This window comes from Bradyrhizobium sp. HKCCYLRH1030 (assembly GCF_051168395.1).
Taxonomy (GTDB): domain Bacteria; phylum Pseudomonadota; class Alphaproteobacteria; order Rhizobiales; family Xanthobacteraceae; genus Bradyrhizobium.
In genome coordinates, this window is record NZ_JBNPUY010000001.1 from 928,099 (window position 1) to 940,753 (window position 12,655).

9 protein-coding genes are annotated in these 12,655 nt (G+C 67.3%); 2 read left to right on the plus strand and 7 right to left on the minus strand.

Features of this window, described 5'->3' with window-relative positions:
• Positions 1-130: 130 nt before the first annotated feature.
• Entirely contained in the window at positions 131-1,618 is a 1,488-nt protein-coding gene (gene guaB / locus ACQR1E_RS04260) for an IMP dehydrogenase (protein ID WP_315827414.1), read from the minus strand.
• A 261-nt stretch (positions 1,619-1,879) separates the two neighbouring features.
• Positions 1,880-2,128 (minus strand): hypothetical protein, encoded by a 249-nt coding sequence (locus ACQR1E_RS04265; protein WP_434896720.1) that lies wholly within the window; start codon positions 2,126-2,128, stop codon positions 1,880-1,882.
• A 137-nt stretch (positions 2,129-2,265) separates the two neighbouring features.
• Here ACQR1E_RS04265 and ACQR1E_RS04270 point away from each other — a divergent pair, with 137 nt between their 5' ends.
• A complete protein-coding gene (locus tag ACQR1E_RS04270; protein ID WP_315749788.1) occupies positions 2,266-3,753 on the plus strand; it encodes an MDR family MFS transporter in 1,488 nt (495 codons plus the stop codon).
• A 16-nt stretch (positions 3,754-3,769) separates the two neighbouring features.
• Here ACQR1E_RS04270 and ACQR1E_RS04275 read toward each other — a convergent pair whose 3' ends face one another.
• A complete protein-coding gene (locus ACQR1E_RS04275; RefSeq protein ID WP_316202145.1) occupies positions 3,770-4,963 on the minus strand; it encodes a sialate O-acetylesterase in 1,194 nt (397 codons plus the stop codon).
• Positions 4,964-5,076: 113 nt separating this feature from the next.
• Here ACQR1E_RS04275 and ACQR1E_RS04280 point away from each other — a divergent pair, with 113 nt between their 5' ends.
• On the plus strand, positions 5,077-6,501 hold the full coding sequence (locus ACQR1E_RS04280; protein ID WP_434896721.1) for an O-antigen ligase domain-containing protein: 1,425 nt from the start codon (positions 5,077-5,079) through the stop codon (positions 6,499-6,501).
• Here ACQR1E_RS04280 and ACQR1E_RS04285 read toward each other — a convergent pair.
• The 4 genes from ACQR1E_RS04285 to ACQR1E_RS04300 all read right to left on the minus strand — a co-directional run bounded on the left by ACQR1E_RS04285 (position 6,486) and on the right by ACQR1E_RS04300 (position 12,534).
• Positions 6,486-7,544 carry an acyltransferase family protein gene (locus tag ACQR1E_RS04285; protein ID WP_434896722.1) on the minus strand — a complete coding sequence of 353 codons (1,059 nt, stop codon included), beginning with the start codon at positions 7,542-7,544 and terminating at the stop codon, positions 6,486-6,488. The genes ACQR1E_RS04280 and ACQR1E_RS04285 overlap by 16 nt on opposite strands.
• 324 nt (positions 7,545-7,868) lie before the next feature.
• A complete protein-coding gene (locus tag ACQR1E_RS04290; RefSeq protein ID WP_434896723.1) occupies positions 7,869-9,845 on the minus strand; it encodes a glycosyltransferase family 2 protein in 1,977 nt (658 codons plus the stop codon).
• Positions 9,845-11,047: a hypothetical protein gene (locus tag ACQR1E_RS04295; RefSeq protein WP_409999261.1), complete on the minus strand. Its 1,203-nt coding sequence runs from the start codon at positions 11,045-11,047 to the stop codon at positions 9,845-9,847. The genes ACQR1E_RS04290 and ACQR1E_RS04295 overlap by 1 nt, the downstream gene beginning before the upstream one ends.
• A gap of 11 nt (positions 11,048-11,058) precedes the next feature.
• Positions 11,059-12,534, minus strand: coding sequence for an HlyD family secretion protein (locus ACQR1E_RS04300; protein WP_315749781.1), 1,476 nt, complete (start codon positions 12,532-12,534; stop codon positions 11,059-11,061).
• Between the last annotated feature and the right edge of the window lie 121 nt (positions 12,535-12,655).

Sequence of the window (12,655 nt, forward strand, 5' to 3'; positions counted from 1 at the left end):
GTGACGTTCGATGCTAGCCCCACGGGCACCGTCATTGCGAGGAGCGAAGCGACGAAGCAATCCAGGGCTTCACGCGCCGCCCTGGATTGCTTCGCTTCGCTCGCAATGACGGAAAGAGCGGGCGTGCGGCTTACGCCCCGCCCGGATAGTTCGGGCTTTCGCGCGTGATCGTCACATCGTGGACGTGGCTCTCGCGCAGGCCCGCGCCGGTGATGCGGACGAACTCGGCCTTGGAGTGAAATTCGCCGAGATCCTTGGCGCCGACATAGCCCATGGCTGCACGGAGGCCGCCGGCGAGCTGGTGCATGACGTTGCCGACCGGGCCCTTGTACGGCACCTGGCCCTCGATGCCCTCCGGCACGAGCTTCAAGGTGTCCTTGATGTCCTGCTGGAAGTAGCGGTCGGCCGAGCCGCGCGCCATCGCGCCGACCGAGCCCATGCCGCGATAGGCCTTGTAGGAGCGGCCCTGCCACAGGAACACTTCGCCCGGGGTCTCGTCGGTGCCGGCGAGCAGCGAACCGACCATGGCGACATCGGCACCGGCGGCGAGCGCCTTGGCGAGGTCGCCGGAGAACTTGATGCCGCCATCGGCGATCACCGGTACGTCGGCCTTCTTGGCGGCCTCGACCGCATCCATGATCGCGGTGAGCTGCGGCACGCCGACGCCGGCGACAATGCGCGTGGTGCAGATCGAGCCCGGGCCGATGCCGACCTTGACCGCGTCTGCGCCGGCATCGATCAGCGCCTGCGCGCCGTCGCGGGTGGCGATGTTGCCGGCGATCACCTGCACCGCGTTGGAGATGCGCTTGATGCGGTTGACCGCCTCGAGCACGCGCGAGGAATGACCATGCGCGGTGTCGACCACGACGAGGTCGACGCCGGCCTCGATCAGCTTTTCGGTGCGCTCGAAGCCGCCCTCGCCGACCGTCGTCGCCGCGGCCACGCGCAGCCGGCCCTGGCCGTCCTTGCAGGCGAGCGGATGGGCGACCGCCTTCTCCATGTCCTTGACGGTGATCAGGCCGACGCAGCGATACTGGTCGTCGACGACCAGCAGCTTCTCGATGCGGTGCTTGTGCAGGATCTTCTTGGCCTCGTCCTGGCCGACGCCCTCGCGCACGGTGACGAGGTTCTCATGCGTCATCAGCTCGGAGATCTTCTGGCGCGGATCGGTGGCGAAGCGCACGTCGCGATTGGTGAGGATGCCGACCAGCTTGCCCGGGATGCCCTTGCCGCCGCCGGTGACCACCGGGATGCCGGAGAAGCCGTAATCCTTCATCAGCGCCAGCGCGTCGGCGAGCGTGGCGTCCGGCGCGATGGTCAGCGGGTTCACCACCATGCCCGACTCGAACTTCTTGACCTGGCGCACCTGGGCGGCCTGGCCCTCGGGATCGAAATTGCGGTGGATGACGCCGATACCGCCGGCCTGCGCCATGGCGATCGCCATGCGCGCCTCGGTGACGGTATCCATGGCGGAGGCCATGATCGGAATGTTGAGCGGGATCTCGCGCGTCACGCGCGAGCGGATGTCGACCTCGGAGGGCAGCACATCGGACAGGCCCGGCTTCAAGAGCACGTCGTCGAAGGTGAAGGCTTCGCGAAGTGTCTGGACGGTCGCCATCGTCAACTCCTTGTCTGCGGCCAAAACGGCCGCGATGCGGGTACGGATGAGCGACGCCGCCGTCGAGACCATGCCTCGCCGTCGAATCGGTGCCCATCGGTGGGGTTGACGCGGGTCGATAGCATGGGCCTGTGACGAATCAAAGGGCCGATCCGCTGTCCTCCCGCGATTGCGAAGAACGGCCCAGACCGGCCCCGATCAGGTCCGAAACGCGCAACAAAAGGTCGCGAAGACCCCCATTCCGGAGCAGAAGTTCCGCGCCTAGCGCCATGCGCCCGGCGGTGGCCCGTAGCGGCGGATGGCCTCGACCACCTCGCGGTGTCGCCGGTCCTCCCGCCGCATGTGCACGGCGACCAAAGCGTGCGCCGAGGGCACCAGCAGCAGCACGTGGAAGAACAGGCCGAGGATCAGGCACACCAGACACAGCAGCAGGTTGAAGATCGCCGCGAACGGCTGCCCGTTGAGCAGCAGACCCAGCGGCGGCACCAAAGCGGCGAGCAGGTAGATCATCGGCACATCTCCAACAAAACGGGACGCGGCAGCGTCACGCTGCATCTAGGGGGCCATGCCAGCAGCGCAATGGCCTCGTTCGTCGCAGGGTGTTAAAGCCCCGGCGCCCGCCCTCCTCCTCCCGCTGCCGACCTCCGATGAACAAGCAACGCGTCATTCCGCTGATCGTCGCCACCGCCCTGTTCATGGAGAACATGGACTCCACGGTCATCGCGACCTCGCTGCCGGCGATCGCCAGGGACATCGGCACCAGCCCGCTGACGCTCAAGCTCGCCATCACCTCCTATCTGCTGTCGCTGGCGGTATTCATCCCGGCGAGCGGCTGGACCGCCGACCGCTTCGGCGCGCGACGGGTGTTCTCGAGCGCGGTCGCCGTGTTCATGATCGGCTCGATCGGCTGCGCGCTCGCCAACTCCGTCGAGAACTTCGTGTTCGCGCGCATCCTGCAGGGCATGGGCGGGGCGATGATGACGCCGGTCGGGCGTCTCGTTCTCTTGCGTTCCGTCGACAAGAGCGCCCTCGTCGGCGCCATGGCCTGGGTCACCATCCCCGCGCTGATCGGTCCGGTCATCGGGCCGCCGGTCGGCGGCTTCATCACCACCTATTTCTCCTGGCACTGGATCTTCCTGATCAACATCCCGATCGGCATCGTCGGCATCATCATGGCGCTGCGCTTCATCGATCCGATCAAGAGCGACAATCCCGAGCCGTTCGATCTCTATGGCATGGTGCTGGCCGGCATCGGCCTCGCCGGCCTCGCCTTCGGTCTCTCGGTCGCCGGTCTCAACCTGCTGCCGTGGCCGGTGGTCGCGAGTCTCGTTGCGATCGGCGCGATCTCGATGACGCTCTACGTCCGCCACTCCTGGCGCACCAACTCTCCTGTGCTCGATTTCTCGCTGCTGCGGCTGCCGACCCTGCGTGCCTCGATCGTCGGCGGCTTCATGTTTCGCCTGGGCATCGGCGCCCTGCCCTTCCTGCTGCCGCTGCTGATGCAGCTCGGCTTCGGGCTGTCGCCGTTCCAGTCCGGCCTCGTCACCTTCGGCTCCTCCGCCGGCGCAATGGGCATGAAGGCGCTGGCCGCGCGCCTCATCCGCGCCTTCGGCTTCCGCCATCTGATGACCGTCAATGCCGTCGTCAGTTCGGTCTTCCTCGCCGCCTGCGCGCTGTTCACGCCGGCGACCCCGCTGCTGCTGATCCTGATCATTCTCGTGGTCGGCGGCTTCTTCCGCTCGCTGCAGTTCACCGCGATCAACACCGTCGCCTATGCCGAGGTCGAGACTGCCCAGATGAGCCGCGCCACGACGCTCACCAGCGTCAACCAGCAGCTCGCGATCTCCGCCGGCGTCGCGGTCGGCGCGTTCTCGGTGGAGACCACGATGTGGATGCACGGCGCGAGCCAGCTCACCGCGGCGTCCTTCGCGCCCGCCTTCATCGTCGTCGCGATCACGTCGGCGCTGTCGTCGATCCTGTTCTGGCAGATGCCGGATGACGCCGGCAGCGAGATCTCAGGCCGCAAGGTGGCCGCGATCGCGAGCCGCAAGGGCGCCGAGAAGGGCGCGGAGAAGGCCGCCAGGAAATCGGCGAGCGAGACCACGCATGATGCGCGGGATCAGAAGCTCGGCTGATCGTCCCGCTTCCGGCTCAAGGCCGCCTCGCCCCGGACTTCCAGTAGTCGGCCAGGCGATCGGCCCACATCCGCGCGTGCAACTCGGTGCCGGCATGGCTCATGTGGCAGCCATCGTGGCGCAGCTTGAGCCCGATCTGGTCGGTATCCGGGCCAGGATAAACGCCGAGTGCCGGGTTCGGCACGGCGGCCTGGGCTGAACGGATGATCTCGTCGGGAACACTGCCGCAGAGCGTCGCCGTGGCGACGAAGATCGGCGCCGTCAGGTCGGCCGCCCGCAGGCCGGCAACGATCTCAAGATAATTGCGCAAGTAGGACAGTCGTCCCGCTTCCTTCATTTTCGCAGTGACGTGCAGGGACGCGCCGTCCTCCGCACCATTGGTGGAGAACGCGAAGGCGTTGTACTCGCCCTGATGCCAGAGCACCGCGCTCGGTTCGAGACCTACGTCGCGCAGGCCGGCGACGGTTGCGAGCAGCACCTCGAAATACTTGCCGCCGCGGGCGCGCCACTCCTCGAGATAAGTCCCGCCGATCGCAACGGGTGCGATCACGACCGTCTTCGCCAGCCCGCGATCGATCAATTCGTCGCCCAACCGGGTGGCGACGTTCTCGCCCTCGCCCGGCGTTCCCAGCAATGGATTGCGCGCCACGTAGCAGCGGCCGTCGAAGCGGTCGAAATTGTAGAACCGGTTGTGAGGCTGATAGAGCCGGCCACTCTGATCGGGCGCGCCGGTGTTGGAGATGTTCGACTGGCCCGCGGTCAGAAGCACCACCAGCCCCTCGCGCGGAATCGCGTCGCAGGCAATCGACGTGGCCCTGGCACGCACGGCCTCGTTGTCCGGCAGGAGGCAGCGCGAGGCGTTGCCGCCCGCGATGAAATCCGCGTCAGAACCGTACAGTGCACGGGCCAGGTTGCGTCCCTGCAGCAGGCTCTGCACCTCCGGGTCGCCGCTCGCGCCATCGATACGACGGTCGATGTCGGCAAAGGCGGCGCGCCGCGTGCGCACCTGCTCCAGCAACGCCAGGAACCCAGGGGCGGTCGAGATGGGTCCGACGGCGCAGGGAACGCAATTGCCGTCGCGCGATTTGGCCGAGGTGGTCGGCTGGCAGACGTCGCGGGCCGGCAGCACCTCCGCAGCTCCTGCCGTCGCGGTCAACGAGACGGCCAACCACGCTGCGACAAGCGTGGCCACGATTGCGCGTCGCATCATGCTCGGATCACTTCTTTCGTCGCCTCGGCTGACGGCCGCCTCAGGCGCCGGGCATCTGCCTCCCAGCCTCGAACATGCCTGAGGAGACCGGATTTCCATTATAGTCCGACTTCATGAAAGAGAGCCGAATCGATCCGCAGCCGCTCGCGGCGATGGCGATGAACTGTTGGCCGTCCGCGCTTCTCCTGGCAGCGACGGCGCTTGCCGCCCCGGCACTCGGCGGCATCGTCAGACCAGCCTTCATCCTCGGCTGCGCGGTGGCCGGCTGGTTCGCGTGGCGTCGCAGCCCCGCGGCCCACGTGCAGTCGGCGATCCTGATGTTCGCCTTTGCTCCTTTCGTGCGCCGCCTGGTCGACATCTCCGCAGGATTCGATTCGTCCGGCGTCATGCTGAGCGGCCCGCTGCTGTTCATCATCGCGCCAGTTCCGAGTCTGGTGCTTTCGCCCGCGGACAAGGACAGGCCGGGCAATCCCTGGCTCGTGGCGCCCTTCATCGTCCTCGCCTGCATCGTCTATGGCGGCGCGCTGTCGATCTTCCAGAACGACTGGTTCAACGCCGCCAATGGCGGAATGAAATGGGCCGCGCCCGTACTCTATGCGATCGCCCTGCAGCAGCGGGCGCGATCCGACGGCGCCCTGCTCGATGCAATCACGCGCGTGTTCCTGCTGGTGCTGCCGGTCACAGGCCTTTACGGCATCTGGCAATATGTCGATCCGCAAGGATGGGATCGGTTCTGGATGGTGAATGCCAGCATCACCTCGGCCGGCTATCCGCTGCCCTACATGGTGCGCGTGTTCAGCACGATGAACGGCCCGGCCAGCTACGCGACCTTCACGGCCACCGGCCTGCTGCTGGTGGGCTTCCTGCGCCCGGGATGGCCGGCAATGGCGGCGATGGCGCCCGCGGCGCTCGGCCTGTTGCTGTCGCTCTACCGCACCAGCTGGATCACGCTCGCGGTGGGCGTGCTGTTCTGCATGTTGTTCCCCGCGACGCGGCGTCGGGCCGTATCGATCACGGTCGGATTGGTCGGCGCGGTGATCGTCACCGTCATGTTCACGCCGTTCGCGGAGGTCATCACCTCCCGTCTGGAATCGCTCGGCAGCGTGTCGCAGGACAGCAGCGGCAGCGAGCGGCTGGATGAGTTCGTCACGCTGTGGAATGCGCCGAACAGCATGGTCCTGGGATCGGGCTTCACCATCACCGACGTCGGCGTCGCCGGCGCGATGCCGATCGACGGGCAGATCATCGCAAGCTGGGTGACGATGGGCATTCCGGTCGGACTGATCTGCCTCGCGGCCTATGTCTGGGTTGGGCTCGCCGCCACCGGCGCCGCGTGGCGGATACCGACGCGCGAGGGCGCCGTGCTCGGGGCGCTCGCCATCAGTGCGCTCTTGATTCAGCTGCCGCTGACCAGCATCTCCTCCGGCGAGGTCTCGGCGCTGTTCTGGATGCTCGTCGCGATGGCCTGTCCGCTCGACCAGATGGCCGACGGAGCACGGCGCACCGTCGCCGCTCGGCAGCATCAGGCCGGCGCCTGATCGGACGTTGCAGCGCGCGGCGTGATCGCCGCAGTCTGGGGCTTGCGGGAGGCCGGCGGTGCGAGCCCGAAGACGGCCAGCAGATTGAGCCGCCGCAGGATGGCATGCGCGATCAGAGGAAGCACCACGCCGGCCGCCGTTCCGGCCAGCAGATAGACCCATGGCGATGGCGGGATGTGCAGCTTCAGCATGATGATCCGCATGCCCGAGCCGGCAAGGATGTGCAGCACATAGATCGTCATCGACGCGACGCCTGCGGCCGCCAGCCAGCGATGGCTCGTTGGCGCGAGCAGCTTGCAGAGCCCGACCGTGCCGGCGATCCCGAGCACACAGGCCGGCAGGGAGGCGAGCCCGTTGGCGTCCATGCCGGACAGCTGGCCGCCCAGCGCCACTGCGGCCGCAAACGCGATCCCGATCACGGCCAACGCGGACCAGCCGAACGGCCGCCATTCCGCCACGACGCTGACACCGTAGACGCCCGCAACGTAGAACGGCAGATGATGCAGCGTGAGCGCGAGGTCCGGCCGGATCGGCAGCGCGAGGAACACGCCGAGCCCGGCCAGCGCGAGCGTAATCAAGACCGTCCGCGACGGGACCAGCACCGCGATCACGTGGCAGATCATCAGCGCGTAGAGGAACCAGAATTGCGCGATTGGACGATACCAGATCGCGGTGAGATCGCCGGGATGTATCGGGATGTTGGCATCCCGCGCCAGCAGCATCGTGATCCCGCCCTGGATCAGCGACCACAGCACGTAGGGGTAAGCGATGGTCCAGAGCTTGGAGGTGAGGAAGGGACGCGCGCCGCGCCGCAAGCTGTGCTGCACGTTCAAGCCGGCCAGGAAGAAGAACAGCGGCATGTGGAACGTATAGAGCGTGTAGTCCATCCAGCGCGCGACGGCTCCATCCGGGAAGATGCCGGGGCGCACCAGACCGCCAAGCACATGACCGTACACCACCAGGATGACGCCGAGGCCGCGCGCGAAATCGATCCACGCCGTGCGCGCGGTGTCAGCCGTTGCCCTCTGCGTTCCAGCATCCATGCCCGACTTGTCCTGCCTCTGTCGCGCAGCCCGCGTCCGGTCCGCGATGCTGCAAAGTCAGCGCCCCAAGTCATATCGCAGCCGGCTTTGCAGCGCCGTCGGCGCCTGCCAGGACATCGGAGGTATTCTCGCGTTAGTCTTAACCAACCGATAAGCCTCTGCCGGATGGCACGAGCTGGAGGCAATGGCGCTGCCGTGATGCTTCTCCGAGGCGAGCTCGAGGTAACGCCGTGCCACCGTCTCGCGTCCAAGTGCGCGGTTCGACGGGGGGCCCGCTGCCGCCTGTGGCGGCCTCTCTGCCTACCCGACAGCACGATCGGCAACTCACCGCCCGACGAAACCGCGTCGCGCCAGCCCTGCCAGCGCACCGCGCAGGCGGGCGCGATCGGTGATGACGCCGCGGGATGAGCTGAACAGGCGGACCACCAATTGCCGCCGTTGCGCTTCGTCGGGCTGCAGGCGCAGATGCGTGGTCGTCCTGGAGACGGCCTCGACCGACGCCTCGAGCCATCCGAGGCCGTCGAGATGCAGCGGCAATCGGGTGCCCGGCCGGGTCATGTGATGATGCGGTGGACCGGCCACGCGGGCCGACGACAGCGACAGCGCCTCGATCTTGCACGGCACGACCTCGCCGCTCTGCGCCAGCCAGCCCGCCTCGTCGCTCGGAAACAGGTCCTCGCCGCGCGGCAGCTCGAAGCAGACGAGAAACGCGATGAAGGCGATCAGCATCGCGATGCCGGCCCATAACAGATTGAAGTAGTCGATCGACGAGACCTCGCTGGCTGCATTCGGCGACACGAACGCCCAGACGATGGCCGCCGCCGAGCTCGCGGCGATCGCGCCGAAGATCGCGGCGAGCTTGCCGTGGACGCGCGGCTTGGAGCGGTCGCCGCCCTTGTCGGTCACCTTGAAGGGGCGGCCGAACGGCCGGACCAGCGCGCTGAGCAAGGTGGCCGTGACGGCAAAGCAGGTCACTGCATGGGTCGCTTCCATGAACAGCGGCAGGGTCTTGGAACGCGAGATCCAGCCCATGTAGATAATCGTCCCGAGCAGCGCCGGCACGCCGTAGCGCAGGAACGACAGATAGTCGGCCTCGAACGCCGGCAGCCCGGCGAACCAGTAGATCGGCGGCGCGATCAGAAGCAGCACCATGAACGGCTTGCAGGCCCAGTTGAGCACGCCATGCAGGAAGTGCCAGCGCTGGGTGAAGCTGTAGCCGCGGCTGCGCAGCGGACCATCGCGCAAGAGCGCGACCTGGATCGTGCCGAGGCACCAGCGGGCGCGCTGGGTGATGTATTCGGGCACGCCTTCCGCCGAGAGGCCGAAGCTGAGCGGTTCGTTCAGCCAGACCGTGCGATGGCCGCGCTTGAGCAGCGTGTAGGTGAGGTTGAGATCCTCGGAGATCGCCGCGTGCGGGAAGCCGCCGATCTCCATGAGCCGCTCGCGGCGGACGACGAAGGAGGTGCCGACACAAAACGCGCAGCCCCAGGCGTCCTTCGCCGGTTGGAACACGTCGAAGAAGAAGCGCTGGTCGTCGACCCAGTGGCTTGACGCCAGCAGATTGTGCTGGAACGGATCGGGGTTGTAGTAGAATTGCGGCGTCTGCACGACGGCGATATCGGGCTCGGACAGCAGCAGGCCGACCGTCCGCTGGAGGAAGTCGCGGCGCGGGGCGAAGTCGGCATCGAGCACCAGGATCACCGGCGCGTTCGATAGCTGCGCCGTCGCCGCAAGCGCGTTGTTGAGATTGCCGGCCTTGGCGCCCTTGTTGTCGGGCCGCGTCAGATGGCGCGCGCCGACCTCGTCGCAGAAGGCGCGGAGCCGATCGCGCCTGGTGTCGTCGAGCACCCAGACGGTCTTGTTGGGATAGTCGAGCGCGAGCGCGGCGAGGATCGAGCGCTCGACTATCTCCATGGGCTCGTCATAGGTGCAGATGAACACGTCCACGGCCGGCTGCTCGCCCCGTGCGGCCAACGCAGCTTGCGCGGCGTCGGCCTGTCCCGAGCGGTCGACGCTGCGGGTCAAGATCAGAATCGACATCAGCGTGTAGGAGATCGCCACGATCTCGAGCGTGATGAACAGCCGCGGCCACAGCGCCTGCAGGGTCAGGTCGAACACCGGCAGCGTGTCGTGCCAGCGCCACAGCGTGTAGATCAGGAGGAACGACGCTGCGGTAGCGCCGAACAGCAGGCGGTCGCGCCGGCGCGTCGGATCGAGCAGACGCGCCATCACGAGGAGCCCGAGCAGGACTCCGAGATCGGTGGTCAACACCGAGGCGTCATTGCTGGGGAGCGGAAACATCAGGGGACCCTTGCGCCGGTGAAAGGATTCCAGCCGGTCTCGGCGAGCACGGCCCAGGCGGTAGCACCGAGATGCGGGCGCTTGTAGTAGAAGAAGTCCTGGATGGTGGTCGCGCCCGTCGGGTCGATCGACAGACCCGTGGTGAGGCGCGCGTTGCGCGTCGCGTTCAGCAGTCCCGTTGCCGTGCGGTCGGCACGCAACCCTGCAAGCAGCTCCTCGCTGGCAGCGGCATCCCCGGCCATGCGATAGGCCAGCGCCGCCTGCGCGGTGCCCTCGACCCAGACGCCGTCGCGATCGCCGTTGAAATCGAAGCCTCCGTCGACGGCAAGATGAGTTTCGGCAAAGCGCAGCGCCCTGCGCCAGTCGGGCGCATCCGTCACCGCCATCCACGGCCAGAGCTGCACGTCGAGCGCGAGCAGATTGTCGTCGGCGAGGTGGCCGTCGGGCTTGGTGCCGAGCAGGAAGCGATCGCCGCGGAACGTGCGATCGAGCAGGCGGCGCGCCGTCTGCGCGGCATCCTGATAGCGCGGCTCCAATGTGATACGATGGAGCCAGGAGGCCACGGCGTAGACATCGGCATTATGCTCGGTCGACATCCAGCTGAGGCGCACCTGCTGCGGATCGTAACCGTGATAACCGCCGCTGAAGCCGTCCGCTCCGTTCGATGCGCTGGCAATGATCCAGTCCATCAGGCGCCGCGCGCCGGACAAGTAGTCCTCCTCGCCGGTCGCCTGATGCAGCGTCAGCAGCGCCAGCGCTGCCCAGGCGACGTTGCCGGTCGCGGTGCCGTCCTGCGCGGCATCCTCGCCCCAGATCTTCTTCTGGTCGTCCCACCAGCCCGGCAGCAGCGCCGCCCCGGGGCCGACAGGACCGGCGCGATAGGCATTGCGAAGGCGCCCATCGCCGAAGGTGCGATCATGAGCGGCGGCATGCACCAGCGCGTTGCCGATCACGCGGCCCTCGTCGGTGCGACCGCATGCGACCAGCGCGATCGCTGCCAGAGCGTTGTCATAGGTGAACGCCGTCGTCGAAAGGCCGAGCGGCAGCCCCTCCTCGTCGGCACCCGGCTCGTAGCTGCGAATGAACGCCGCGTCACGGCCGGCGAGGCCAGGCTCGACGGCCTGCACCAGTCCCGCACAGAGCGAAGTCTCGGCCCGCATCGGCGATGCGCCGCCGAGCAGAGCGATCACCGCCATCATCATGGAGAGAAGCCTCATTGTGCCGAGACCGCGCGCGCCGTCGGAAGCCACTGCTCGTCCAATACCGGCTGCTGCGCCGGGTGCGACCGCAAGGCGGAGTCGAGCTTGGTGACACCGGCACGGCGCGTCGCTTCGTCCGGCTCAGACGGGTCCAGGTCGGTCAGCGACGCAACGAGGTGGCCGAGCCGGCGCCATGTCACCGACATCGACGGCACGATGCCATTGTCGCGCGTCACGGTGACCCACTGCCCCACCGTGCAGGCCGGTGTCGCCGCGGAGGTCGGCTGCGCCGCCGGTTTTTCGTCGGCAGCATCAGGTGTGATCATGACATAGAGCTCGCGCCGCTCGGTCTGCGGAAATGGCACGGCAAAGCGCTCGTCGACCTTGTCGCTGGTCTTCGGCAGCACGGCGCTGACGATGCCGCTATGGAAGCCGCCGCCATCGATGCGCACCTTGGTGCCCGGCTTCATCGCTTCGCCCTGGCGATAGGAGAAGATCGCGACCACAAAACGCTTGTCGCAATCGACCACCGAGGCGATCGTATCGCCGGCGCTGACGTGGCGTCCGGTGTCGGCGCCCACCGCCAGCACCTTGCCGGGACCGGGCGAGAGCACGTCCGCGGCAGCGAGCCGCGCCAGCCGCGCGCGCTCCGACTTGATCAGGCCCTCGAGATCATCGAGCACGGCCGCCTGCTGTTTCTCCTCGATCTCCATCCGCCTTGCATCGAGATCGATGTCACGGCGCTTCTGACTGAGCATGTTCAGCGCGACCAGATCCTCGCCGACATAGACGCCGGCGTCGAGCGCCTTCAGCTGTGTCAGCTTCTGGTTCAGCTTGGCAGTCTGCGCATCGGTGTCGTGCAGCGCCGCCGCATATTGCTGCTCGGTCGGCTTCAGCATCTCGACGCTGGCGGCATCGCGCGCGACCATGCGGTTCTGGCGGTCGACGATGGCCTTCTTCTCGCTGCTCTGCGCGTTCGACTGCGCGACGCGGGCACGCAGCTCCTCGATCTGGGACTGCAACTGCGCCTTCAACTGACCGGCTTGGCTCGCGATCTCCCGATCGAGCGAGCTGACATAAGCGACGTCGGACTGATGCTTGGCGCGGGTGGCGTCGAGCTTCTGACGCGCGTCGCCCGCCTTTTCTTCCAGCGAGATGAGCGTGGCGCGGTCGAGCCGCGGATTGGTGATCTCTGCGAGGCGGTCGCCGGACCGAACCTCGCCACCCGGCTTGGCCGTGAGCGAATCGACCTGGCCCGCGATCGGGGACGTCAGCAGCATCACCGGCGCATCGACCACGGCGCGATCGGACTGGTCGGCCACGATCGGCGGCACCACCGCGGTCAGCATCAGCGCCGAGAGGATGCCGGCCACGCCGAGCGCCGACACCCTGAGGATCACGGGATGGCGCTGTGGCTGGGTTGCGGTCTTCGGAGCGGCGGGACGTTGCGCGGGGGCTGGCTTGAAACCGTCATCGAAGCGATCGGTCATCAGGTCTCTTTCGGTTTGGGGTGACACGCCCCGAAAGACGCTTCCTCGGCTGATCCGGAGTTCCAGGCTCCGGTCTCGATGGCTCAACCCAAACCAGATCGCGGGCACATCGTTTCAAGCT

Excerpts from the sequence above, each read along its gene's own strand:
- guaB (WP_315827414.1), bottom strand. The coding sequence starts at position 1,618 with ATGGCGACCGTCCAGACACTTCGCGAAGCCTTCACCTTCGACGACGTG.
- ACQR1E_RS04265 (WP_434896720.1), bottom strand. The coding sequence starts at position 2,128 with ATGATCTACCTGCTCGCCGCTTTGGTGCCGCCGCTGGGTCTGCTGCTC.
- ACQR1E_RS04270 (WP_315749788.1), top strand. The coding sequence starts at position 2,266 with ATGAACAAGCAACGCGTCATTCCGCTGATCGTCGCCACCGCCCTGTTC.
- ACQR1E_RS04275 (WP_316202145.1), bottom strand. The coding sequence starts at position 4,963 with ATGATGCGACGCGCAATCGTGGCCACGCTTGTCGCAGCGTGGTTGGCC.
- ACQR1E_RS04280 (WP_434896721.1), top strand. The coding sequence starts at position 5,077 with ATGAAAGAGAGCCGAATCGATCCGCAGCCGCTCGCGGCGATGGCGATG.
- ACQR1E_RS04285 (WP_434896722.1), bottom strand. The coding sequence starts at position 7,544 with ATGGATGCTGGAACGCAGAGGGCAACGGCTGACACCGCGCGCACGGCG.
- ACQR1E_RS04290 (WP_434896723.1), bottom strand. The coding sequence starts at position 9,845 with ATGTTTCCGCTCCCCAGCAATGACGCCTCGGTGTTGACCACCGATCTC.
- ACQR1E_RS04295 (WP_409999261.1), bottom strand. The coding sequence starts at position 11,047 with ATGATGATGGCGGTGATCGCTCTGCTCGGCGGCGCATCGCCGATGCGG.
- ACQR1E_RS04300 (WP_315749781.1), bottom strand. The coding sequence starts at position 12,534 with ATGACCGATCGCTTCGATGACGGTTTCAAGCCAGCCCCCGCGCAACGT.